22 protein-coding genes are annotated in these 23,828 nt (G+C 67.5%); 14 read left to right on the plus strand and 8 right to left on the minus strand.

Features of this window, described 5'->3' with window-relative positions; translation table 11 throughout:
- The first annotated feature begins 2 nt into the window (after positions 1 to 2).
- A complete protein-coding gene (locus DC347_RS19865; protein ID WP_109864199.1) occupies positions 3 to 1,067 on the plus strand; it encodes a Gfo/Idh/MocA family oxidoreductase in 1,065 nt (354 codons plus the stop codon).
- A gap of 99 nt (positions 1,068 to 1,166) precedes the next feature.
- Here the strand turns inward: DC347_RS19865 and ald are convergent, their stop codons facing one another.
- The gene (gene ald, locus DC347_RS19870; protein WP_018763678.1) at positions 1,167 to 2,285 is read right to left on the minus strand and encodes an alanine dehydrogenase; all 1,119 of its coding nucleotides are present in this window, start codon (positions 2,283 to 2,285) and stop codon (positions 1,167 to 1,169) included.
- A gap of 233 nt (positions 2,286 to 2,518) precedes the next feature.
- Here ald and DC347_RS19875 point away from each other — a divergent pair, with 233 nt between their 5' ends.
- Positions 2,519 to 3,739, plus strand: coding sequence for a CdaR family transcriptional regulator (locus DC347_RS19875; protein WP_018763677.1), 1,221 nt, complete (start codon positions 2,519 to 2,521; stop codon positions 3,737 to 3,739).
- Between the two features lie 16 nt (positions 3,740 to 3,755).
- Here the strand turns inward: DC347_RS19875 and DC347_RS19880 are convergent, their stop codons facing one another.
- The 3 genes from DC347_RS19880 to ptsP are packed head-to-tail and all read right to left on the minus strand — an operon-like array spanning position 3,756 to position 6,731.
- Positions 3,756 to 4,571, minus strand: coding sequence for an alpha/beta fold hydrolase (locus DC347_RS19880; protein WP_240617879.1), 816 nt, complete (start codon positions 4,569 to 4,571; stop codon positions 3,756 to 3,758).
- On the minus strand, positions 4,571 to 4,993 hold the full coding sequence (locus DC347_RS19885) for a helix-turn-helix domain-containing protein (protein ID WP_109864200.1): 423 nt from the start codon (positions 4,991 to 4,993) through the stop codon (positions 4,571 to 4,573). Before DC347_RS19885 ends, DC347_RS19880 begins: the two co-directional genes overlap by 1 nt.
- A gap of 52 nt (positions 4,994 to 5,045) precedes the next feature.
- Positions 5,046 to 6,731, minus strand: coding sequence for a phosphoenolpyruvate--protein phosphotransferase (gene ptsP, locus DC347_RS19890; protein ID WP_109864201.1), 1,686 nt, complete (start codon positions 6,729 to 6,731; stop codon positions 5,046 to 5,048).
- A 160-nt stretch (positions 6,732 to 6,891) separates the two neighbouring features.
- Between ptsP and DC347_RS19895 the strand changes: the two genes are divergently transcribed.
- The 6 genes from DC347_RS19895 to DC347_RS19920 all read left to right on the plus strand — a co-directional run bounded on the left by DC347_RS19895 (position 6,892) and on the right by DC347_RS19920 (position 13,361).
- Positions 6,892 to 7,620 (plus strand): TetR/AcrR family transcriptional regulator, encoded by a 729-nt coding sequence (locus DC347_RS19895; protein WP_109864202.1) that lies wholly within the window; start codon positions 6,892 to 6,894, stop codon positions 7,618 to 7,620.
- A gap of 88 nt (positions 7,621 to 7,708) precedes the next feature.
- Positions 7,709 to 9,763 carry a PTS mannitol transporter subunit IICBA gene (locus tag DC347_RS19900; protein ID WP_018763672.1) on the plus strand — a complete coding sequence of 685 codons (2,055 nt, stop codon included), beginning with the start codon at positions 7,709 to 7,711 and terminating at the stop codon, positions 9,761 to 9,763.
- Positions 9,763 to 10,926, plus strand: a complete 1,164-nt coding sequence (locus tag DC347_RS19905) for a mannitol-1-phosphate 5-dehydrogenase (RefSeq protein ID WP_018763671.1) — start codon at positions 9,763 to 9,765, stop codon at positions 10,924 to 10,926. Before DC347_RS19900 ends, DC347_RS19905 begins: the two co-directional genes overlap by 1 nt.
- 209 nt (positions 10,927 to 11,135) lie before the next feature.
- Complete coding sequence (locus DC347_RS19910) at positions 11,136 to 11,627, plus strand: GNAT family N-acetyltransferase (RefSeq protein WP_109864203.1); 492 nt, start codon at positions 11,136 to 11,138, stop codon at positions 11,625 to 11,627.
- A gap of 41 nt (positions 11,628 to 11,668) precedes the next feature.
- Complete coding sequence (locus DC347_RS19915) at positions 11,669 to 12,106, plus strand: MarR family winged helix-turn-helix transcriptional regulator (RefSeq protein WP_109864204.1); 438 nt, start codon at positions 11,669 to 11,671, stop codon at positions 12,104 to 12,106.
- 28 nt (positions 12,107 to 12,134) lie between these two features.
- Positions 12,135 to 13,361 carry an MFS transporter gene (locus DC347_RS19920; protein WP_109864205.1) on the plus strand — a complete coding sequence of 409 codons (1,227 nt, stop codon included), beginning with the start codon at positions 12,135 to 12,137 and terminating at the stop codon, positions 13,359 to 13,361.
- Between the two features lie 77 nt (positions 13,362 to 13,438).
- Here DC347_RS19920 and DC347_RS19925 read toward each other — a convergent pair whose 3' ends face one another.
- From DC347_RS19925 to rraA, 3 genes are all read right to left on the minus strand, one after another.
- Positions 13,439 to 14,881 (minus strand): sugar porter family MFS transporter, encoded by a 1,443-nt coding sequence (locus DC347_RS19925; RefSeq protein WP_026265121.1) that lies wholly within the window; start codon positions 14,879 to 14,881, stop codon positions 13,439 to 13,441.
- Positions 14,882 to 15,092: 211 nt separating this feature from the next.
- Entirely contained in the window at positions 15,093 to 16,757 is a 1,665-nt protein-coding gene (locus tag DC347_RS19930; RefSeq protein ID WP_018763666.1) for an MDR family MFS transporter, read from the minus strand.
- Positions 16,758 to 16,883: 126 nt separating this feature from the next.
- A complete protein-coding gene (gene rraA / locus DC347_RS19935; RefSeq protein WP_109864206.1) occupies positions 16,884 to 17,378 on the minus strand; it encodes a ribonuclease E activity regulator RraA in 495 nt (164 codons plus the stop codon).
- A gap of 115 nt (positions 17,379 to 17,493) precedes the next feature.
- Here rraA and DC347_RS19940 point away from each other — a divergent pair, with 115 nt between their 5' ends.
- From DC347_RS19940 to DC347_RS19960, 5 genes are all read left to right on the plus strand, one after another.
- Complete coding sequence (locus DC347_RS19940) at positions 17,494 to 18,777, plus strand: MFS transporter (protein WP_109864207.1); 1,284 nt, start codon at positions 17,494 to 17,496, stop codon at positions 18,775 to 18,777.
- Between the two features lie 137 nt (positions 18,778 to 18,914).
- Positions 18,915 to 19,523, plus strand: coding sequence for a TetR/AcrR family transcriptional regulator (locus DC347_RS19945; RefSeq protein WP_109864208.1), 609 nt, complete (start codon positions 18,915 to 18,917; stop codon positions 19,521 to 19,523).
- Between the two features lie 286 nt (positions 19,524 to 19,809).
- Positions 19,810 to 21,009, plus strand: a complete 1,200-nt coding sequence (locus DC347_RS19950; protein WP_109864209.1) for an NADP-dependent malic enzyme — start codon at positions 19,810 to 19,812, stop codon at positions 21,007 to 21,009.
- Between the two features lie 95 nt (positions 21,010 to 21,104).
- Entirely contained in the window at positions 21,105 to 21,608 is a 504-nt protein-coding gene (locus tag DC347_RS19955; RefSeq protein WP_018763661.1) for a DUF456 domain-containing protein, read from the plus strand.
- Positions 21,609 to 21,650: 42 nt separating this feature from the next.
- The gene (locus DC347_RS19960; RefSeq protein WP_109864210.1) at positions 21,651 to 22,628 is read left to right on the plus strand and encodes a hypothetical protein; all 978 of its coding nucleotides are present in this window, start codon (positions 21,651 to 21,653) and stop codon (positions 22,626 to 22,628) included.
- Here DC347_RS19960 and DC347_RS19965 read toward each other — a convergent pair.
- Positions 22,625 to 23,266: a LysE family translocator gene (locus DC347_RS19965; protein ID WP_109864211.1), complete on the minus strand. Its 642-nt coding sequence runs from the start codon at positions 23,264 to 23,266 to the stop codon at positions 22,625 to 22,627. The genes DC347_RS19960 and DC347_RS19965 overlap by 4 nt on opposite strands.
- A 106-nt stretch (positions 23,267 to 23,372) precedes the next feature.
- On the opposite strand from DC347_RS19965, the gene DC347_RS19970 reads away from it, so the two are divergent.
- Positions 23,373 to 23,828, plus strand: a complete 456-nt coding sequence (locus DC347_RS19970; protein ID WP_081624212.1) for an Lrp/AsnC family transcriptional regulator — start codon at positions 23,373 to 23,375, stop codon at positions 23,826 to 23,828.

Below are 23,828 nucleotides of genomic sequence, written 5' to 3' on the forward strand. Positions count from 1 at the left end.
CCATGACTGGAGCTGAAGGCGACCCCCGCACCATCCGCACCGCCGTCGTCGGCTACGGGCTGGCAGGGAGCGTGTTCCACGCCCCGTTGCTGGCAGCCGACGGCAACTATTCGCTGGACCTCATTGCCACGTCCGACGCCGGGCGGCAGGCGGCTGCCGCATCCCGGCTGCCGGGGGCGGACGTGGTGCGCGACGGCGCCGCTGTCCTTGCGCGGGCAGCTGACCTTGACCTGGTGGTATTGGCGACGCCGCCGGACACGCACTATCCGCTGGCCAAGGCGGCCCTGGAGACCGGGCTGGACGTGGTGGTGGACAAACCGTTCACGGTGACCCGCGCGCAGGGGCAGGACCTGGTTGAGGTGGCCCGGCAGCGGGGCAGGGTATTGACGGTGTTCCACAACCGGCGGTGGGACGGTGATTTCCTGACCCTGCGGAAACTGCTGGCTGCCCGGTCCCTGGGTGAGGTGACACGCTTCGAGTCCCGGTTCGAGCGCTGGCAGCCCACTATCGCCAAGCCGTGGAAAGCACGGGCTACGGCCGCGGACGGGGGAGGGGCACTGTTCGACCTTGGCAGCCACCTGGTGGACCAGGCGCTGCAGTTGTTCGGTCCCGCCACGGTGGCTCACGCCGAGCTGTCGGCGCGCCGGTCCGATGAGCGCGCGGACGATGACGTCTTCCTGGTCCTGCGGCACGAATCGGGCGTCACCAGCCACTTGGTCATGAACATGCTGTGCGCGCAGCAGGAGCCGCGCTTCCGGGTGCTTGGTTCGGTGGGCGGGTACACGAAAAACGGCGTGGACCCCCAGGAGCCCTACCTTGCCGCCGGCGGCAGCCCCCTGGACGCCGCGTACGGGCAGGAAGCGCCCGAGTGGGCGGGGCTGCTGGGCCGTGACGGCCACCTGGACCGACTCCCCACAGAACGGGGGAACTACCCGGAGTTCTACCGGATCCTGGCGGACAAGATCCTCGACGGCGGCGCAGCCTCGTCCCAGCCCCTCCCGGTAAATCCGGAGGATGCCGTGGAGGTCCTGAAAATCATAGAAAAAGCGCGGGAACTGGCCTCATAAGTGCCTTAACGTCGGAACGGCAGCCATCCAGAAAGCGTGCGTCAAAGCGACGAAGGAGCAGCACGCGTTGGATGACTGCCGTTCCGACGGCAACAGGGCCTAGGCCGAAACGAGCTCGTGCCAGTCGGCTACGAGCGGCAGGTTGTGCGCCTCGGACACCGAGTGGTGTGCCACGTGGCCGGCGGCGATGTTGAGGCCGGCGGCCAGTGCGGGGTCGCGGTCGAACGCGGCCTTGACGCCCAGGTTGGCCAGGGACACGGCGTAGCGCAGGGTGACGTTGGTCAGTGCGTACGTGGAGGTGTTGGGCACGGCGCCGGGCATGTTGGCCACGCAGTAGAAGATGGTGTTGTGCACCTTGTAGGTGGGTTCCTGGTGCGTGGTGGGGTGCGTGTCCTCGAAGCAGCCGCCCTGGTCCACGGCGATGTCCACCAGGACAGAACCGGGCTTCATCCGGGCCACGAGGTCGTTGGTGACCAGCTTGGGAGCCTTGGCGCCGGGGATCAGCACCGAACCAATCACGAGGTCGGCGTCCACCACTGACTTTTCGATCTCGTACTTGTTGGAGGCGACCGTCTTCAGCCGGCCCTGGTACTGGGCGTCGAGTTCGCGGAGCCGGTTGATGTTGATGTCCAGGATGGTCACGTCGGCGCCCAGGCCCAGGGCCATGGCGGCGGCGTTGGTTCCGGCCACGCCGGCGCCCAGGACAACCACCTTGGCGGGGCGGACGCCCGGGACGCCGCCCAGCAGCACGCCCTTGCCGCCGGCGGGTGCCATCAGCGAGGTGGCGCCCACCTGGACGGACAGGCGTCCGGCCACCTCGGACATCGGGGCCAGCAGCGGCAGCGTGCGGCCTTCCTGCACGGTCTCGTAGGCGATCGCGGTGACGCCGGAGTTGATGAGTTCCTGCGTCAGTTCCGGCTCTGCCGCGAGGTGCAGGTAGGTGAAGAGGATCAGGCCCTTGCGGAAGCGGTGGTACTCGGCCTTCACCGGTTCCTTGACCTTCATGACCATGTCGGCGCGGGACCAGACGTCGTCCGCCTCGTTGACGATCTCGGCGCCCGCGATCGCGTATTCCTCGTCGGTGATGCCCGAGCCCAGGCCGGCCCCGCGCTCCACCAGGACGGTGTGGCCGTGGGTGCGGAACTCGTGGACGCCGGCAGCGGTGATCGCTACGCGGAATTCGTTGTTCTTGATCTCTTTGGGGACGCCGATGATCATCGTCTGCTCCAAGGTGTGGTCCCGGCGGGCCGGGAAAGTGGAAGGATTTTCGTGTTTCAACGATAAATCCGCCTGTGAGCCAGGCGACATGGGCGGGTGTGAGGCCCGCCGGGGCAGGCGCGTGATTCCGGGGTTTTTGCCGCGCCAGGCTCGACAACTGTCGACTCCTGAAGCGTCAGGTGTCGCCTCGTGTTGGTTCGTGGGTCCGGCTGCGCAGGCAGTAGTGTGAGCCCATGCAGCAGCAGGGTGTGGAGCAACTCGTCGAACAGGTGGCACAGAAGCTTGGCCGCGGCCTATCCCTGGAGGACCTGGACGGCCTGCTGCTTGCCTACAGCTCCAACCAGTCCCACGCAGACCGAGTCCGGGTGAATTTCCTGCTGAGCAAGAAGGTCCCGGCGGATGTCAGCGCCTGGCAGCTCTCCCACGGGATCGCCACCGCCGTCCGGCCGGTGGTCATTCCGGGCAATCCGGACCTGGGCATGCTTGGCCGGGTCTGCGTCCCGCTGATGGTCCGGGGCTTCCGCGTCGGCTATCTGTGGGTGCAGCAGGACTCGGCAGAGGAAAGCCCGACGGCGATCCTCACCCAGTTGCCCGGCGTCAACCATGAGCTCGAGCTGCTTTCGGGGCTCCTGCTCGACTCGAACACGGCGGAATCAGAATTCCGGCGGGGCCGGGAGCGCGAGTTCCTGGCAGCCTGCGCCGGTGAACCCAACGCGGTGGCGGCGGTGGCGGGCTGGAAGGAAGTCCAGGGCCGCGGCCCCTGGCAGATGGTCACCATCCTCGACGCGGACGGCTGGGCCAGCGGGCCGGATCCCATCGCATCGGCCCTGATCCACCGTTCTACGGCGCTGCAGGCAACGGTGGGTGTGGATGCGGCCCTCTTCAGTGCCGGCACCGAAACCCATTCGGTGGTGCTGTTCCGCGAATCGACGGGCAGGGCCAACCACGCCCAGGTGCTGGTGCACTACCAGCTGGAGCTGGCCAAGCGCTCCGGCCGGCCGGTCCACCGGATCATCCTGGGCATCAGCGAGGGGTTCGCCAGGACGCGCCAGCTCGCAGAGGCCTACCGGCAGTCCCGGCTGGCAGCCCAGGCGGCCGCCGTCGACCCGCAGCTGGGCGAACTCGTGGACTGCCGCGCCACCGGCGTCTACCAGCTGCTCGCGTCGGCCGGCGGGGGAGTGGGTGCGTGGGCGGACTCCGGGTCCGTGTACTTCCGGATGCTTGAGGACCACGACCGCAACGGCGAGCTCATCCCCGTCCTGGAGCTGCTGTATGACAATGACGGCTCCGTCCAGGACGTGGCAACCCGGCTCCACTTGCACCGCAGCAGCATCTACAACCGGCTGGGGCGGATCCGTCAACTGCTGGGGGTGGACCCGCTGAAGGGCTTGCCGCGGCTGGAACTGCATGCCGCGCTCAAGATGCGGCGCTGGGCGGCAAGGCCCAGGATCTGACGCCAGGGAATCCCGCTTAGCGGGAGGGTGCCCCGACGAAGGACCGGATGGCCTCCGCAACCTGCCGCGGGCGCACATGCTGGACCACGTGGCCTGCCTGCGGTATTTCCACGAAACTTCCCTGCGGCACGGCCTGGGCGAGCCGGATGCACCACTCCGGCCCGGCCACCTGGTCATGGCTGCCGCGCAGGACCAGGACGGGCACATTGATGCCGGCCAGCCGCCGCTCCGTGGGGTAACCCATCATCACCGGCACTTCAGTGAGATACCAGCGCGGCCCGCAGCGGAAGTAGTCGGTGACCACAATCCAGTTGGATGAGGCACTTTCCCGGAGCAGCGCGTCCAGGAAGAGGGCCACTCCCTGCCGCGGGACGCTCCGGTGCCGGGAATCCACCACGGGTCCCATCAGGACCAGCCGGCGTGCCCGCTCCGGTGCGTAGAGCGCGGCCTCGATGGTGAACTGCACGCCCATCGAGTGTCCGACGAGGATGTAGGAGTCGATGCCGCTTGCCTTCAGTGCCTGGGCGATGAACGCGCCGTAGTCCTCCGCGGAGAGCTGCCTGCCGGGCCGGGGGGTGCCGGCGAAACCCGGCAGGTCAAGGGAGTAGGTGGGGGCGCCGGCCAGTTCGCCGTGCAAACGGCGAAGGTAGCGGTGGGAGACGCCGATGCCGTGAATGAGGACATAGGCCGGTCCGGCCGGGTTGCCTGCAGCGTCCCGCCCGGGTGCGGGCGTACCGTCAGCCCAGAACAACCTCCCCGTCAAACCATTGGCGGCCACCTCCGCAGAGCACAGGCCGGCGTCTTTCCGGCGCAGGCCTTGGGGAAACCGCACTACTCCGCCTCGCCGGCGCGGCCGCCGGCGGCCTTGTCCTGCTTGCGCTTCCGGTCCTCAAGCTTCTGGTGCTCCAGCCACGCAAGGATGTCGGCCTGCCGGATCCTGCGGTGCGAGCCGCGGTACTCCACCGGGATCTCGCCGCGGTCGGTCATGTTGCGCAGGTACGTGTGCGAGATCCCCGCCAGTTCCGCGGCCTGGGAGGTGGTCAGCATTTCCTCCACGCTGCTCACAGTCACCGTTTCGCCGCGGCCCAGCCGTGCCAGGAGATCCACGACGGCGTCCCGTGCCTGCGCGGGCAGGCGGTGGACGGTGCCGTCAACGAAGACGGTGATGTCGTTGCTGTCCTCCAGGGCGCGCGCAAGGCTGCCGGCCTCGCCTGCGGGCAGGCCGGCCGTAACGCGGGGGGCTATCAATGCCATGGACGTAGCCTATCCCGCGCCCGGGTGCCGGCAGGCGAGGCCGGTCTCCGGATCAGAGCCCCAGTTCCTCCAGGACCGGCAGTTTCTCCCGTACCCATGCCCGGGCTTCCGTGGCGCTCGGCGCGGAGAGGGCAAGTTTTGCCAGTTCCTGGGCCTCGGAGAGGGTAACCGTCTTGAGCACGGCGGCCACCGCGGCGAGCGAGCGGGCCGTCATGGACAGGGTGGTCACGCCAAGCCCGGTGAGGACGACGGCGAGGGCGGGGTCCGCGGCAGCCTCACCGCAGACACCCACGGGCTTGTTGTGGCCTTCGGCCCTGGACCCTTCAACCGTGAGCCCGACGAGGCGCAGGACCGCGGGCTGCCACGGGGTGTTCAGGTTGGCCAGGGGGCCGAGCTGGCGGTCGGCGGCCATGGCGTACTGGGTGAGGTCGTTGGTGCCCAGGCTGGCGAAGCCCACTTCGCGGAGGATCGCTTCGGCGGTGAGGGCGGCGGAGGGGACCTCCACCATGACGCCAGGGGTCTTGATGCCGGCGTCCGCGCACATGGAGGCGAAGCGCGCGGCTTCCTCGGCGGTGGAGATCATGGGGGCCATGACCCAGACGTCGGCCTCGGACTGCTGCTGGGCCAGTGCGATGGCTTCCAGCTGCCGGTCCAGGACGCCGGGAGTGGTGAAGTCGGTGCGGTAACCGCGGACCCCCAGGGCCGGGTTGGGTTCCGTGGAGTCGGTCAGGAAGGGCAGGGGCTTGTCGGCGCCGGCGTCCAGCGTGCGCAGGACCACTTTCTTGCCGGGGAACGCGTCGAAGACGCTCTTATAGGCAGCGGCCTGCTCTTCGACGCTGGGTTCTGTGTCGCGTTCCAGGAAACAGAACTCGGTGCGGAACAAGCCCACACCCTGGGCTCCGAGCTTCGCAGCAGCCTCGGCGTCCTTGCCGCCGCCCACGTTGGCGAGCAGCGGCACCTCGTGGCCGTCCGCCGTCGTGCCCTTGCCGTTGAATTCTGCCAGCAGCGACGCCGTGGCAGCCCAGGCCTCGGCTGTCGCCCGGAGGGTCTCGTCCGGTTCCGAGGTGATGTTGCCGGCAGCGCCGTCGACGTACACCTCGGTGCCGTCCGCGAGTTCGTCAACGCCGACGGCGGCAACGACTGCCGGCAGGCCCAGGGACCGGGCGATGATGGCCGTGTGGGACTGCGGGCCACCTCCAGCGGTGACCAGCGCCAGGACCTTGTTGGGGTCCAGCGTGGCGGTGTCGGCCGGCGCCAGGTCCTCGGCCACCAGGACGAATGGGGTGTTGGAGGCGGGGATGCCGGGGGCGGGAACCCCGCGGAGCTCCGCGACGATCCGGGCACGGACGTCCAAGACGTCGGTGGCGCGTTCGGCCATGTAGCCGCCCAGGTTGTGCAGCATCTCGGAAACCGAGGAGCCGGATTCCCAGATGGCGCGTTCAGCGGAGGTCCCGCGCGCCACAAGCTTGGCCGCGCCCTTGATGAGCATGGTGTCCTTGGCCATCAACGCACTGGCTTCCAGGACGGCCTTGCCGTCACCCACGGCATGGGTGGCCCGGTCCTTCAGTTCGTCGTGCACGGCCTGGGCCGCGGCCTTCAGTGCTGCAGTCGCTTCCTCGGCAGTGGTGCCGGCCGCCAGCTGCTCGCCGGCGGGCGGCTCGCTGATTGGTTTGGGCATCTGGCGGATGGTGCCGATGACGCGGCCCGGACTGACGCCTACTCCTGGGAAGTTCTGCACTGAAGGTCCTCATTCTCTGCCGGTAGACAGGCCCGCCAAGGTCTCCGGCGCCGTGCCGGGGCTGCCGGTGGACTGCTACGTCCAGGGCAGGAAACGTGCCTGAAAAAATTGTATGTGATTCAGTTCATATAGCAACGCTATAGGTGCTAGGGTAGCGGTTATGAGTTTGGATGGCCAGCTTCCCCCCAAAATGCGGCTGCTCCGCGCAGCCGCGGAGTTGCTGGCAAATTCCGCGGGAGCGCCGGTGTCCACCCGCCAGATCACCCAGCTGGCGGGCGTTTCGGCGCCCACGCTGTACCACCACTTCGGTGACAAGGAAGGACTGTTCGACGCCGTCGTCGCCGCAGGGTTTGAGGAATATGTCGCGGGCGAAAGGGATTTCGCCCCTTCCGGGCAGCCGCTTGAGGACATCCGGAGAATGTGGGACAACCACGTCCAGTTCGGCCTGAACCAGCCCGAGCTGTACCTGGTGATGTTTGGCAACATCCGCCCGGAGAGCCGGCCCGCCATCGTGGCGGACGCCGAGTCGCTGATGGAGGAGATGCTGAACAAGGCAGCGGCGGCGGGCCAGCTGAACGTCCAGCCCAGGGAAGCGGCCAGGTCCATCCTGGCGGCCAACGTGGGCGTGACGTTGATGCTGATTGCGGAGTCTGCCGCCGAGAGGAACCTCGAATTGTCCACCATGACCCGGGACGCCATGATCTTCGCGGTGTCCGCCGAGCCCGCCAGCGGCCCGGCCGCGGGCAGCACCGGAAAATCCTCGGTGGTGGTGGCAGCGATCGCCCTGAACGCCGCACTTCAGGCCTCGCACTCTGACCAGCTTTCCAGCTCGGAACTCAAGCTCTTCCTCGAATGGCTGCACCGGATCTCCACCAGCACCGCCGGCTAAGCCCCAATCAGCGCATTACCCAGCACTACGTCGTCGTAATCACAAGGACCATCCTGCGGAGCAGCAGGAATGACGGTTAGGAAATCACATGGCAACAGAGACAGTTGCAAAACCCCGCACCAGCGCGCGCGTGCACGTCCAAAAGTTCGGGACATTCCTGTCCGGCATGATCATGCCCAACATCGGTGCGTTCATCGCCTGGGGCATCATCACCGCCCTCTTCATTGAGAAGGGCTGGCTGCCGGTGCCGCAGCTGGGTGGATTCGGCGAGACCGACGGGAAGCCCAACATCGGCCTCGTGGGCCCCATGATCACCTACCTGCTGCCCCTGCTGATCGGCTACACCGGCGGCAAGATGGTCTACGACGTCCGCGGCGGCGTGGTGGGTGCCATTGGCACCATGGGTGTGATCGTCGGTGCCGGCATCCCCATGTTCATCGGCGCCATGATCATGGGCCCGCTGGGCGGCTGGACCATGAAGAAGATCGACATGCTGTGGGAAGGCAAGATCCGCCCCGGCTTCGAGATGCTGGTCAACAACTTCTCCGCCGGCATTTGGGGTGCCTTGCTGGCCCTGCTGGGCTTCTACGGCATATCGCCCCTGGTCACTGCGTTCAGTACTGCTGCGGGCAACTTCGTGCAGTTCCTGGTCCACAACGGCCTCCTGCCGCTGACCAGCATTTTCATCGAGCCGGCCAAGGTCCTGTTCCTGAACAACGCCATCAACCACGGCGTGCTCACCCCCCTGGGCGTCCAGCAGTCGCTGGACCAGGGCAAGTCCATCCTGTTCCTGCTCGAAGCCAACCCCGGCCCCGGCTTGGGTATCCTGCTCGCGTACACGTTCTTCGGCCGTGGTGCCGCCAAGGCGTCGGCCCCCGGCGCAGCCATCATCCAGTTCTTCGGCGGCATCCACGAGATCTACTTCCCGTACGTCCTGATGCGCCCGCTGCTGATCCTCGGCGCCATCGCCGGCGGCATGACCGGCATCGCCACCCTCGCCGTCACCAACTCCGGCCTGGTGGCACCGGCCGCCCCGGGCTCCATCTTCGCCGTGCTGGCCCAGACCTCCCGCGACAGCTACTTCGGTGTGATCCTGTCCGTGGTCCTCGCGGCGGCAGTTTCCTTCCTGGTGTCCTCGGTCATCCTGCGGACCACCAAGCACAGCGATGAGGCGGACCTCGGCGACGCCACCGCCCGCATGGAAGAGATGAAAGGCAAGAAGAGCTCGGTCGCCTCAACCCTCACCGGCGCCGGCGTCGGAACTGCCGCGGGTGCGGCCGCCGGCCGCGGCGGGGTAGGCGTCCTGGCCGGCCCGGTGCGCAACGTGGTGTTCGCCTGCGACGCCGGCATGGGCTCCAGCGCCATGGGAGCCTCGGTGCTGCGGAACAAGATCAAGGCCGCCGGGTTCCCCGACGTCAAGGTCACCAACGCCTCGATCGCCAACCTCACCGACAGCTACGACGTCGTGGTCACCCACCAGGACCTCACCGAGCGTGCCAAGCCCGCGACGTCCAGCGCCGTGCACTACTCCGTGGACAACTTCATGAGCAGCCCGCGGTATGACGAGATTGTTGAACTGGTCCGCGAGAGCAACACCGAGCGCGAAGGCTCGGCCGACGCCGGCGCCACCCACGGTGCGCACGCCGCCGAAGCCCCGGTGGACGCTGCCCCCGCTGCCGCGGCAGGAACCGCCGCTTCCACGGCCGGGACCTCCGAGATCCTGGCACGGGAGAGCGTGGTCCTGACGGGTTCGGCCACCACCCGCGACGCTGCCATTGACGAAGCCGGCAGGCTCCTGCTGGCCCGGGGTGCCGTGGATGAGGGCTACATCGCCGCCATGCACGAGCGTGAGGAATCGGTGTCCACCTACATGGGCAGCTTCCTGGCCATCCCGCACGGCACCAACGCCGCCAAGGACCACATCCGCAAGTCCGCGGTGTCCGTGATCCGCTACCCCGAAGGCATCGACTGGAACGGCAAGGAAGTGAAGTTTGTGGTGGGTGTCGCAGGCATCAACAACGAACACCTGCACATCCTGTCCTCCATCGCCAAGGTCTTCACGAACAAGGAGCAGGTGGCCCGGCTCGAGGCTGCCACGTCCGAGGATGAAGTCCTGGAGCTTTTCGGAAAGGTCAACTCATAGTGAAGGCAGTACATTTTGGCGCCGGCAACATCGGCCGCGGCTTCGTGGGCCTGCTCCTGCACGATGCCGGCTACGAGGTGGTGTTCGCGGACGTGGCCGATGAACTGATCACCCGGCTGGCGGCCGCGGACAGCTATGCGGTCCACGAGGTGGGTGAGAACCCCGCCGTGCGGACCGTGGACAACTTCCGGGCGCTGAATTCCAACACCCAGGAGGCTGAGCTGGTCGCGGAAATCGCGACCGCGGATATCGTCACCACAGCGGTGGGTCCGCACATCCTGAAGTTCGTGGCGCCCGTGATCGCCAAGGGCATCGTCGCCAGGGAGCCCGGCCGGGCTCCCCTGCAGGTGATGGCCTGCGAGAACGCCATCAACGCCACGGACATCCTGGCCAAGGAAGTGGCCGCCCAGCCGGGCGCAGCAGCCGGGGCCCTGGATGGGAAGGTGGTCTTCGCGAACACGGCCGTGGACAGGATCGTGCCCAACCAGGAGCCCGGCCAAGGCCTGGACGTCACCGTGGAAACCTTCTACGAATGGGTCATCGACCGCACCCCGTTGGGTGACTCCGCGCCCGTGATCCCCGGGGCCACCTTCGTGGACGACCTCTCGCCGTACATCGAACGGAAGCTCTTCACCGTGAACACCGGGCACGCCTCCGCCGCCTACCTGGGGTTTGAGGCGGGGCTGGAAAAGATCTCCGACGCCATGGCGGACCAGGATGTGGCGGAAGATGTCCGGGCGGTGCTGGAGGAGACCAAGCAGCTCCTGGTGGCCAAGCACGGGTTCAGCAACGACGAGCAGGAGGCGTATGTCCAGAAGATCCTGGTCCGGTTCTCCAACCCCTACCTGCCGGACACCGTCAACCGGGTGGGCCGCGCCCCGCTGCGGAAGCTGAGCCGCCACGAGAGGTTCATCGGCCCGGCGGCGGAGCTGGCAGAACGCGGCGTGGTGCCGGAGGCCCTGCTGGGCGCGATCGCTGCCGCACTCCGCTTCAACGATCCCGCAGACGCCGAGGCCACCGAACTCGCGGGCATCCTCGGCTCCGCCAGCCCGGCTGATGCCACGGCCAGGATCACCGGACTTGAAGCGGACCACCCGCTGTTCAGCGCCGTCGCCACCCTCGTGGAGGAACGGCAGGCCGAACTGGCAGGCGCCCCCGCCTGACGCGCGCCATCCCAGCGACGCCGGCATCCACTTCATCGCAGGAGTGGGTGCCGGCGTTCGTCCGTCGTGCAATACCCCGGAAACCCCCGCTCATCTCTTGCGTGTTTTCCCGCAACGCCCGCTCACCTTTTGCCCGCTTTCCCCAAACCCCCGCTCAGATCCTGTGCCAAGCTGGGCAGGTGACCGATACCCAACCTGCCGTGACTCCCTTGCTGACCGCCGACGTCGACGGCGGTACGTTCCGCCTCCGCCATGCCACCCCTGCCGACCTCCCGGCCATGGTGCAGCTGCTCGCCGATGACGCCCTGGGCGCCGGCCGCGAGACCGCACAGGACATGGGGCCGTACCAGCGGGCCTTTGACGCGATCGACGCCGACCCCGCCCACCTCTTGATCGTCGGCGAGACCGTGCCGGTGGGGGACCAGGCCGGCCCCGTGGTGGCCACCTTCCAGCTCAGCTTCCTTCCCGGCATCTCCCGGCAGGGTGCCTGGCGTTCGCAGCTCGAGGGCGTCCGCGTTGCCGCGTCCCTTCGCGGGCAGGGCCTGGGGAAGCTGATGGTGGGCTGGGCCGTCGCGGAGTCCCGGCGCCGGGGTTGCACCCTGATGCAGCTGACCACGCACCACAGCCGCACCGCGGCGCACCGGTTCTACGAGCAGCTGGGCTTCGAGGCCAGCCATGTCGGGATGAAGTTGACGCTCTGAGCCTTGACTGTTAGGTGCCCTAAATGTTAGGCTACCTAACGATGAACGACGATAACGCACTCCAGGAACTTGCCAGCGGATTCCGCGAGGCCCTCCGCCACAGCGTCTACCTCGTCCGGCGCCTCGACGCCGACGGTGAACTCAGCGCCGCCCAGCTCAGCACCCTCAAGATGCTGCTTGAGGAGGGCCAGCGCGTCGGCGAGATCGCCCGCAATCTCGGGGTCCGCGTCCCCAGCGCCACCGAGCAGATCATCAAGCTCGAACGCGCCGGGCTGGCCCGCCGTGAACCGGACCCGAACGACTCCCGCGCTGTCAGGGTGATCCTGACCCCCGAGGGCCGGGACGCCGTCGACTCGGCAAACCGGCGCCGCAACCAGGTGATGGCAGGCATCCTGAGCACCCTCAGCGACCAGGACCGCAAAGCCCTGGCTGACGCGCTGCCGGTCATCGACAAAATCAACGCTTCCCTCCAGAACTGAACCAGTGACGAATTTAGGAGTACCCTCCATGGACGGCCAGCTCGCAGAAACCCTGCCGGCACCAGAAAACACCCTGCAGGCTGAAAAGGCCTCATTCCTCAAGCAGCCGAAGGCGGTGTGGGCCACCGCGCTCGCTGCAGTGTTCGCCTTCATGGGCATCGGCCTGGTGGACCCCATCCTCCCCGCCATTGCCACCAACCTGCAGGCGAGCCCCAGCCAGGTCTCGCTGCTCTTCACCAGCTACTTCCTGGTCACTGCACTCGCCATGCTGATCACCGGGTTTGTCTCGTCACGGATCGGCGGCAAAAAGACCCTCCTGATCGGCCTGGCCGTCATCGTCATCTTCTCCTCGCTCTCCGGCCTGTCTGCCAGCGTCAGTGAGCTGGTGGGCTTCCGGGCCGGCTGGGGATTGGGCAACGCCCTGTTCGTGGCCACGGCCCTTGCCGTCATTGTCGGCGTCGCCAGCGGCGGTGCCGGGACCGCGATCATCCTCTACGAAGCCGCCCTGGGCCTGGGCATCTCGCTCGGCCCGCTCCTGGGCGCCCTCCTGGGCGGCTGGCAGTGGCGCGCACCGTTCTTCGGCACCGCCGTCCTCATGGCGGCCGCCTTCATCGCCCTGATCGCCCTGCTGCCCAAGACGCCGCTGCCCGAGCGCAAGGTCCGCCTGCGGGACCCCCTGCTGGCACTGGGCCACAAGGGACTGCGGACGACGGCGGCGAGCGGCCTGTTCTACAACTACGGCTTCTTCACCATCCTGGCTTTCACCCCGTTCATCCTGGGCATGAACGCCTACGGAATCGGCGGCGTCTTCTTCGGCTGGGGCGTGGCCGTGGCTGTGTTCTCCGTCTTCGTGGCACCGCCGCTGCAGGCCCGCTTCGGTGCCGTCAAGGTGCTGACCGGCACGTTGTTCCTGCTCATGCTGGACCTGGCCGGGCTGGGCCTGGCGGCGGGGCACTCGGTGCCGGCCGTCGTCGTCCTGGTGATCGTCGCCGGTGCCCTGCTGGGCGTCAACAACACCATCTACACGGAACTGGCCATGGGTGTTTCCGATTCGCCCCGCCCGGTGGCGTCCTCCGGCTACAACTTCGTCCGCTGGATGGGCGGCGCGCTGGCCCCGTTCGCGGCCGCACAGCTCGGTGAGCACTTTGGCCCGCAGGTTCCGTTCTTTGCCGGCGCGGCGGCCATGGTGGTGGCCATCCTGATCGCCCTCGGCGGCCGGGCCTACCTCTCCTCACACGAACCACACGTGGTGTAAGCGGCCGGCAACAAACAAACCCTCCATCACGCCAGATGATGGAGGGTTTGTTGTTTCCAGCGAAAGCCGGGGCGGGGTTACGAGGCCTTCTTGGAACCCTTGGGCACGAACAGCGTCTCTGCCTGCTCCAGGGACATTCCGTTGGTCTCCGGCACCTTGAACATCACGAAGAAGAAGGAAGCCGCCGCGAACAGCGCGTACATGGCGTACGTCAGGGGCAGCGAGCCTGCGGCCATCACCGGGAAGCTGAGGGTGATGGCGAAGTTGGCCACCCACTGCGCGGCAGCGGCCAGGCCCAGGGCCCGGGCGCGGATCTTGGATGGGAAGATCTCGCCCAGGAGCACCCACACCAGCGGTCCCCAGGACGCGCCGAAGCTGATCACGAACACGTTGGCTGCCACGAGCGCCACCGGTCCCCAGGCGCCCGGCAGGGTGATGTCCTCGCCGCTGCCCGTTGCCGAGGAGAACGCAAGGGCCATGGCGCCCAGGGACACCGCCATTCCCACGGAGCCGGTGAGGAGGATGGGGCGCCGCCCAATACGGTCCACGAGGGCGATGGCCACCAGGGTAACCAGGATGTTGGTGACCGCCGTTGCCACCGAAATGGCCAGCGAGTCCTTTTCCTGGAACCCGACGGCCTTCCACAGGGTGGTGGAGTAGTAGAAGATCACGTTGATGCCCACGAACTGCTGCAGCACGGACAGGATGATGCCCACCCACACCACTGCCTGCAGGCCAAACGCCTTGCCGCGCAGGGAACCCTTTTGGCCGGCCAGCTTGTCTTCCTCGATGGCTTCCCGGATGTCGCGGATGTGCCGGTCGGTGTCCTCGGCGGGCGCAATCGAATCGAAGACCTTCCGTGCCTGGTCCTCCTTGCCCTGGAACACCAGGAAGCGCGGGGATTCAGGCAGCGTGAAGGCCACCCAGCCGTACACGACGGCGGGAACGGCGGCGGCAAGGAACATCCACCGCCAGGCTTCGATACCGAGCCAGAACGACTGGTCCGCGCCGCCGGCCGTCGTGGCCAGGAGCGCATCGGAGAGCAGGGCTGCGAAGATACCGGTGGTGATGGCCAGCTGCTGCAGGGAGGCCAGGCGTCCCCGGACCTTGCGCGGTGAAATCTCGGAAATGTAGGCGGGGGCGATCACGGACGCCAGGCCGATGCCCAGGCCGCCCACCAGGCGCCAGAAGATCAGGTCCCAGACGCCGAAGCAGAAGCCCGTGCCCACGGCGCTGACCAGGAAGAGCAAGGCGCCCAGCTTCATGGCGGGAATGCGGCCGTAGCGGTCCGCCACCTTGCCGGCCAGGAAGGCCCCGGCGGCGCAGCCAAGCAAGGCGATGGCGACGGCGAAGCCGGTCACGGCCTCGGACAGCGCGAATTCTTCCTTCATGGCGTCCACGGCACCGTTGACCACGGACGAATCGAAGCCGAAGAGGAATCCGCCCACCGCCCCCGCGAGCGCCAGCCAGATCACCCGCCGTGGAATCCGGGTGGTTGTCTGCTCCTGTGCAGTGGGCATGGTTCTCCCTGGTGTTGGGGGTTTATGGATGCGGTGCGGACGTCGTCGGCTGCTGTACCGGCCCAAAGGGCCGGCGCACACGCGCTAAACAGTGTGGCACGCCACCGCCGCAGGTTCCACTTGGCGCCCCTTGCCCCACAACTTGCCCCGCAACGAAAAACGACGACGGCGGGTCGTGCCGCCGTCGTCGTTTCTCCGTGCGCTTCCGGGCCTAGTGGGCCGGAATCTGCATGTCGTCCTTGTCCTGCGGCGAGGCCTTCTGGTCCGTCAGCTTCTTCCGCGGCAACGCAAAGCTGATGAGGAACGCCAGGCCCGTCAGGGCAGCAGCGGTCAGCATCACGGTGTCGATCGAGGTGGCGAAGCCTTCGGTGATGGGCCTGGTCAGGGTGGAGTTGGCCGTGTGCAGCCAGCTGGTGTCGTTCAGCGAATCGTTGGAGGCGCCGTTCTTGAAGAAGTCATACAGCTTGGCGTTGGCGGGATCGGACGCGACGGCGGGGTCCTTCAAGACGGCGAGGTAGGCAGGATCCGTGGTGGCGCTCTTCATGCCGTCCGCGATCCGGCTGGCGGCCAGGCTGAAGAGCATGGAGATAAACACGGCGGTACCCACGGCGCCGCCCATGGAGCGGAAGAACGCCGCGGAGGAGGTGCCTACGCCCATGTCGCGCGGCGGAACGGAGGTCTGCATGGCAAGGGTGAGGGGCTGCATGCAAAAGCCCAGGCCCACGCCGAAGAACACGGCGATGAGGCCGGGAACCCACAACCCGGTGTCCACGCCCAGGGAGAAGCCCATCACCAGGGCGGCAGCGGTCAGGATGCCGGTGCCCATGATGGGGAAGATGCGGAACGTTCCGGACGCGGAAATGGTGCGGCCGGCGGTGATGGAACCGAACAGGATGCCCACCGTGAAGGTGATCATCATCAGGCCCGCCTGTGTGGGGGTGAGGCCCTTCACCAGCTGCAGGTACATGGGAAGCATGGCGATGGCGCCGAACATGCCGATGCCGATGATGAAGTTCAGCAGCGAGGACAGCCCGAACGTGACGTTGTGGAAGAGCCGCAGCGGGATCAGGGCGTAGTCGCCGGCGCGCTTCTCGGCGAGCAGGAACCAGGCAATGCCCACGACGCCCAGGCCGTAGCAGAGGAAGGAGTTGACCGAGGCCCAGCCCCAGGAGCGGCCCTGCTCGGCCACCAGCAGGAGCGGAACGATCGCCACCGTGATGGCCGCGGCGCCCCAGTAGTCGATCTTCTGCTTCAGGTGCTTTGCCGGCAGGTGCAGGAACAGGAACACCACCGTCAGGGCGGCAAGGCCGATGGGGATGTTGATGAAGAAGACCCAGCGCCAGCCGTCAAAGCCCAGGATGTTGGCTGATCCGGCGAACGCGCCGCCCACCACAGGGCCGAGAACCGAGGAAATGCCGAAGACGGACATGAAGTAGCCCTGGAACTTGGCACGGTCCTTGAGGGAGACGATGTCGCCGATGATGGTCAGCGCCAGGGCCAGCAGCCCGCCCGCGCCGAGGCCCTGGATGCCGCGGGCAATGGCCAGTTCGGTCATCGAGTGCACCGAGCCCGCGTACAGCGAACCCACCAGGAAGATGGCGATGGCCGTCAGGTACAGCGGCCGGCGGCCGAAGATGTCGCTCAGCTTGCCGTACAGCGGGGTGCTGACGGTGGACGTGATCAGGTACGCGGTGGTGGCCCACGCCTGCAGCGAGAGCCCGTCGAGATCGTTGGCGATGGTGTAGATGGACGTCGAAACGATGGTCTGGTCCAGGGATGCGAGGAACATGCCCAGCATCAGGCCAACCATTACCGTGACGATCTGGCGTTGCGTCAGTGTTTCTCCGGCGCGGGGCGCGGCAGAGGCTTTGGACATGGGGGCTCCAGGGGAAGAAAAGGATATAAGCAGCGATAGTTGCTTTCAGTAACTATCTTACTCGCACTTTTTATTCCCCGCCCTGCCAACTTTCCGCGGTTGCCGTTGCCGGGCGGCGCTCCCTGCCTAGGCCTCCACGAGGATGCCGTCCGGGTCGCACCAGATGGCGGCCCCGGCACGGATGGTCACGCCGTCAATCACCACGTCCACGTCGACCTCCCCGGCGCCGGTCTTCAGGCTCTTCTTCGGGTTGCTGCCGAGTGCCTTGACCCCAAGGTCCAGCCGGGCAAGGGCCTCCCGGTCCCGGATGGCGCCATTGATCACGACGCCTGCCCAGCCGTTCGCCACGGCGCTTTCGGCGAACATGTCCCCCATGAGGGCCGTCCCCAGCGATCCGCCGCCGTCCACCACCAGGACGGCGCCGTTCCCCGGGGATGCGAGCGTCGACTTCACCAGGGCGTTGTCCTGGAAGCACCGGATGGTCCGGGCCGGGCCGTTGAAATGCGTCCGTCCGCCCAGGGACTGGAACTGCAGGGAGATCGATGCCAGTTCGGAGCCGCGTTCGTCATAGAGGTCTGCAGTGTTCACGGGTGGGTTTCCCGCGGGAGTGGGTGCGCTCATCTGTTGCTCCTTGGTCTTCAGTGACGGGGCGCCGGGGCGGGGCCCCGCGGCCAGGTACGGCCCACGATAGTCTGATTCCCACCGCCAACCGGCCGCACCAGGGGGAGCCAAGCCAATGAGTCTGTCCAAGAAGCCTCTGCCGCCGCCCGGCTCCGCACCGGAAAGTGCGACGGCGGCGCTCGCCGAGCCGGTGCAGAAGGTCACCGCTCGGTGGGTCACCGGCCTGGTATTGGTGAACGTCGGCATCAACGCCGCCTTCTTCGGCCCGATCAACGTGTTCATCGGCCAACAGGCCATCAGTATCGACGCGCCCAGCAAGGAAGCCATCCTTTCCTTGGTGACGGCCTGCGGTGCCGCCGTGTCCTTGGTGGCCAACCCGCTTTTCGGCGCCCTCTCGGACCGGACCACCTCGCGCTTTGGCCGCCGTGCCCCGTGGATTTTGGCAGGGGCGGTGCTGGCGACGGCGGCCCTGCTGGCGATGTCGTTTTCCGCCGCCGTGGCGCTCATGGTGCTTTTCTGGTGCCTGGTGCAACTGGGTGCGAACGCCGCCTATGCTGCCATCACCGCCGCCGTCCCGGACCGGGTGCCCGTGGCCCAGCGCGGCGGCGTGGGCGGGCTCGCGGCCATGGGCCAGACCCTGGGCATCCTCACCGGCGCCGTCTTCGGGGCGGTGGTTGCCGGCAACTTCATGGTGGGCTACTGGCTGTGCGCCACGGCCCTCCTGCTGTCCGTCCTGCCGTACCTCTTCCACCGGAACGATCCCGTCCTGCCGGCGTCGGAACTGGAGGCTTTCCGCCCCCGCGTCTTTGCCAAGGGCTTCTGGATCAGCCCGGCGCGGTATCCGGACTTCGCCTGGGCGTGGCTGACGCGGTTCCTGGTGAACGTGGGCAACCAGCTGACCATCGTGTACCTGCTGTTCTTCCTGCGGGACGTGATCGGCTACCCTGACCCGGCCGCGGGGGTACTGGTCCTGACCGGCATCTATGCGGTGATGGTGATGATCACCGCCGTGCTGGCCGGTCCCTGGAGCGACAGGGTGGGCCGGCGGAAGCCGTTCGTCATCGGTTCGTCCGCCACGATCGCCATGGCCGGGGCCATCATGGCGTTCTTCCCGGTGTGGCCGGGCGCCCTCGCGGGGGCAGCGGTCCTGGGCATCGGCTTCGGTGCCTACCTCGCGGTGGACTTCGCTCTGCTGACCCAGGTCCTCCCGTTCGCCGTCAGCCGCGGCAAGGACATGGGCGTCATTAACGTGGCCAACTCCCTGCCCCAGGTGGTCGCCCCGGCCCTGGCGCTGGTGGCCGTGACGTACGCGGGCGGCTACCGGACCTTGTTCCTCACCGCCGCCGTCATCGGGCTTTTGGGCGCTGTTTTCGTCGTCAAGATCAAGGGCGTGGACTGACCCGAAGACGGCCGAAGGTAAGCCCGCTGACCAACCTGCTCGGTGCGGTTGCCGTATAGTTGAACCGGGCTGCAGGGTGGTACGGAAGTGGGGGCACTCCTGGCCGCAGTCCCCTAAAACACAACCCCGGAATGCTGATGCCCGAGACTTTTTCAGACCATCCGCCCATGGCCGCCCGGCCTTCCGCTCCCCGCCAGCGCCTCCGTTACGCGCGGATCCTCGACACCGCCGCAGGGTTTGCCCGCAAGGGACTGGACGCTGTGGAGCTCTCCGAAGTCGCAGAAAAAGCCGACGTCCCGCTGGGGACGCTCTACCGGTATTTCCCGTCTCCCACCCACCTGATGCTCGCGCTCTTCCGGCACCAGCTGGACGAGCTGCAGGCCGGTGCCCGTGGATCATCGCCGCGTTTCCGCGGCCGTGCACTCTCCGGCCTGGTGATGGAGATTTTCCACATGCGCGTCATGCAGCCTGCCGTGGAACAGTGCCTGAGCCGGAGTGTGTACCTGCCGGAGCGGGATACCACGGAGCTCCTGCGCGAGATCGACGCGCTCAGCGAGAAGCTCGTTGCCGGCGCGTGCGGCGATGCGGTGGGCGCGCGGGTCCTCCTGCTGACAGTCACTGGTCTGGTCCAGTCCGTGCGGAACCGCCGGCTTTCCCTCTTCGAAGCCGAGGAAGACCTCAAAAAGGCCTGCGGGCGCTTGTCTCCGGACGCTGAATCCGGATTAACAGTGACCAAATCCGCGTAACTGGTCTAGACCAATAGGCAATTAAATCCGCCATAATGCCGTGATCTAGGTCACTAAATTGCGCGCTTAAACCTTTTGGCACTGCATAAGTGGCTCTTTGAGGTTCAGGCCGGCCATTCGGGGGTGCCTACCATGGTCGCACCGGAGCGGCAGGGCGGAAACACCCCCGGCGTTCCCCTGGACCCGCCACCCTTGGGTTTCCGGTCGCACTACTTTCCCCGCTGGGCCCGGCCGGGTTCCAGCTCCATGTGCCGTGCGCCCACGGCGAGCACCAGGAGACAACGACGTGTCCATTGACGCAGTTACCGCCACCGACAACTCAGCAGCGACGGCCCTGACCGAAGACGAAATCTTCGGCGCCCACCAAGGCGGCAAGCTGTCCGTGACCAGCACCGTTCCGCTCTCCAACAAGCGGGACCTGTCCATCGCCTACACCCCTGGTGTTGCCGAAGTCAGCCGCGCCATCCACGCCAGGCCTGAACTGGCCCGCACCCTCACCTGGGCCGAGCGCCTGGTGGTCGTGGTCAGCGACGGCACGGCCGTCCTGGGCCTGGGCAACATCGGCGCCAGCGCCTCGCTGCCCGTCATGGAAGGCAAATCGGCGCTCTTCAAGACCTTCGGCGACCTCGACTCCATCCCGCTGGTCCTGAACACCACCGACGTGGACGAGATCGTGGAGACCCTGGTCCGGCTGCGCCCCAGCTTCGGCGCCGTCAACCTCGAAGACATCTCGGCGCCGCGCTGCTTTGAACTCGAGGAAAAGCTGATCGAGGCGCTGGACTGCCCCGTCATGCACGATGACCAGCACGGGACCGCCGTCGTGGCCCTGGCAGCCCTCACCAACGCCGCCAAGGTGACCGGCCGGGGCCTGGAAGGCCTCAAGGTGGTGGTGTCCGGTGCCGGTGCCGCCGGGATCGCCGTCGCCGAGATCCTGCTGGCCGCCGGCATCACCGACATCGTCCTGCTGGACTCCCGCGGGGTCATCAACAGCAGCCGCGCCGACCTTGCGGCCGACACCGCCAGCAAGAAGGCGGACATTGCAGCCCGCAGCAACCCCCGCGGCATCACCGGCGGCCCCGCCGAAGCGCTGGCCGGCGCGGACGTGTTCATCGGCGTCTCCTCCTCCAAGCTGGCCGAGGAACACCTGGCCCTGATGAACCAGGACGCCATTGTGTTTGCCCTGTCCAACCCGGACCCCGAAGTCCTGCCCGAGGTAGCCGTGAAGTACGCCGCGGTGGTGGCTACCGGCCGCAGCGACTTCCCGAACCAGATCAACAACGTCCTGGCCTTCCCGGGTATCTTCCGCGGCGCGCTGGACGCCGGCGCACGCCGCATCACGCCGGCCATGAAGCTGGCTGCCGCCCGCGCCATCGCGGAGCTGGCCGCCGAGGACCTGTCGGCCGACTACATCGTGCCCAGCCCGCTGGACCCCCGCGTCGCCCCCGCGGTCACCGCAGCCGTCGCCGCGGCGGTGGAAGCGGAGTAAGCCCCCGCCTGGGGACAGGCAACGACGGCGGTGCCTCCTTCGCGGAAGGAGGCACCGCCGTCGGGCGCTTGAGGAGCGCCCCTAGACTGGGGACCATGACCTCCGAAACCGTGGTGACCATCCTGTGCGGCCTGGGAATCCTGGTGGGCGTGGCCGGCACCATCATCCCCGTCCTTCCCGGCAGCGTCCTGGTAGGCATCAGCCTGCTGGCCTGGGCCATCTGGGGCGGCGCCGGCACCGTGGGGTGGGTGGTTTTCGCGGTGGCCATGATCTTTGTTGCCGCGGGCATGACCGCCGGCGCCGTGCTCACCGGCAGGAAGCTCAAGCAGCACGCCATCCCCAGCCGGAGCGTCGTGGTGGCGCTCGTGGCGGCCGTTGTGGGGATGTTCATCATCCCGGTGCTGGGACTCTTCGTTGGTTTTGCCGCCGGCCTGCTGGTCAGCGAGTTCCTCCGCACCAGGGATTTTCCGACGGCGGCCAGGTCCAGTTGGGCTGCCCTGAAGGCCACCGGCCTGGGGATGCTCGCCGAGTTCGGGCTGGCCTGCCTGGCCGCCAGCACCTGGGTGGTCGGAGTATGGATTGCGGCCGCCGGCCGCTGACCGCCCGGCGGGGCCCCGCCCCTTCCCGGTTAGCATGGAACGATGAGCGCCGGGGACACCGCACCGATCTATTGGGACAGCCGTGACCTCACGCCGTTCGGGCACGCCCAGCTGCGGACGCCGGTCCACGACCTTGCCGGCGGCGTGGGCGGCCTGCTTACCGGCGTGCTGGGCGGACGGAACCCGGCCCTGCTGTCCATCGACGGCGAGGTTCCTCGGCTTAAGCGGTTGCCGTCAAAGCCCGCCAGGGCCGTCCACGAGGCGGTCTTCTCCAGCCGCGAACCCGAGCGGCTGATCTACCTGGCGCGGACCTACCCCGGCTGGGCCGGGCTGTGCTACCTCATGGCAGGCCTCCTCGAGTACAAACACGGCGGCTACCTCCGTGCCTCCGAACTCCTGCAGCGCGGGCTCACCACCCGGAACGATGAGGAGGCCAACCGGTACTCCTCCACCTACCTCACCAGGATCATCACCCGGATCGAACTGGCTGAACGGGTGGAAATCCCGGTGCTGTTCAGCGAGGAGTCGGTGTTCCTGGCCCTGGCCCATTCGTTGCGCGAGACAGGCCGCACGGAAGCTGCCCTGGACGCCCTCTCGGGGTTGCCGCCGTCACTCCCCATGGCCTTGGCCCGCTGCTCGCTGGCCCTGGACCTTGGCCGGAGCCGCACTGTCATCGACTGGACGGAGGGCTTGCTGAACGCCGACGACCTCTCTGCTGCCCTGCTCCTGGTCCGAGCCCGGGCGCTGCGCCGGGAAGGTCGGCTGGACGCGGCGCAGCAGGCCATCGCCGAGGTCCTGCGCCGCCGCAAGACCCACCTGGCACTCCGCAACGACGCCCTGACAGACCGTGCGCTGCTGGTCTTGGAGTCAAGCCGGCGGTCCCTGAACCCGCGCGACTGGGGACGCCGGCGCGCGGACCCGGAGCCGCAACGGGAAATCGGGGCGCCGGTGCCCATACGCAAGGACGAGGAAATGCGGCGGATGTGGGAGCAGGACTGGAAGGAACTCAGCGGTGACTAGGCGCGGCCGGCAAGGAACGGCACCACCTGCTCGCCGAGCAGGACGGTCCCCAAAGCAACCATGATGATGCCGCTGGCAAGGGTCACCACGCGCGCAGCCCCGGGCCGGCTCTGCAAGAGCGTCCTCGAGAGCAGTGCCACCGCCGTGTAGACCAGTCCCGCCAGGGCCACGAACGTCATACCCAGCAGCCCCGACTGCACCGGCACCGGCAGGGAGGCGTCCGCGCTGACGAACTGCGGAATCAGCGCCACATAGAACAGCAGCCCCTTGGGGTTGATCCCGCTGGTTCCCATGCCCTGCAGGAAGGTACGGAGCTGCGTTCGGGAGCCGCCTGCCGCCGCGGCACCAAAGCTTGCACCCCGCCAGGACCGGAGGGTCCCAATGCCGAGCCAGAGAAGGTAGGCCGCACCGGCCAGGGTGATCCAGCCCAGGAGGCCGGGCATGCCGGCCAACAGCGCCGCTAGGCCCGCCACCAGCAGGACCGTGTGGAGGACGTAGCCGCCGCAAAGCCCCGCCACCGCCGGCACGAAACTGCGCTGCCGGAGGCCGGCGGCAATGGTGTAGGCCCAATCCACTCCCGGCGTGCAGGCCAAAGCGGCGGCCACCACGATGAAGGCCAGGAACAGCTGGGGATTCACGGGGTTCTCCTGTCGACGGTCTCTCAGGAGCAACCATAGGGAGAATCACGCCATAAGTGCTGTCCGGTTTTCGCCCGCCTCGCGGTACAGGCAGTATGTTTATTGCGTGATAGACGGCATTGACAGGAATATTTTGCGCTACCTCCAGGAGGATGGCCGGATGACTGCCACGGCGCTCGCCGCAAAGGTGGGGCTGACGGTGGCGCCCTGCCACCGCCGGCTGCGTGACCTGGAGCAGTCCGGCGTGATCCGCGGCTACAAGGCGGACATTGATCCGGCGGCGGTCGGCCTGGGTTTCGAGGCGATCGTGTTCGTCACCCTGCGCCAGGTGGACCGTCCCACCATGGAAATCTTCGAGAACCGGGTGGCGGACAATCCCAACATCGTGGAGGCGCAGCGGTTGTTCGGCTCGCCCGACTACCTGCTGAAGATCATCGCCGCAGACCTGCCCGCCTACCAGCGTTTTTACGACACCGAACTGACATCGCTTCCCGGGGTGGAGCGGTTGACGTCCACCCTCGTGATGAAGAACCTCAAGTCCAACGCCGGTCCGCCCGTGTAG

This window comes from Pseudarthrobacter sp. AG30, assembly GCF_003116525.1.
Lineage (GTDB): Bacteria > Actinomycetota > Actinomycetes > Actinomycetales > Micrococcaceae > Arthrobacter.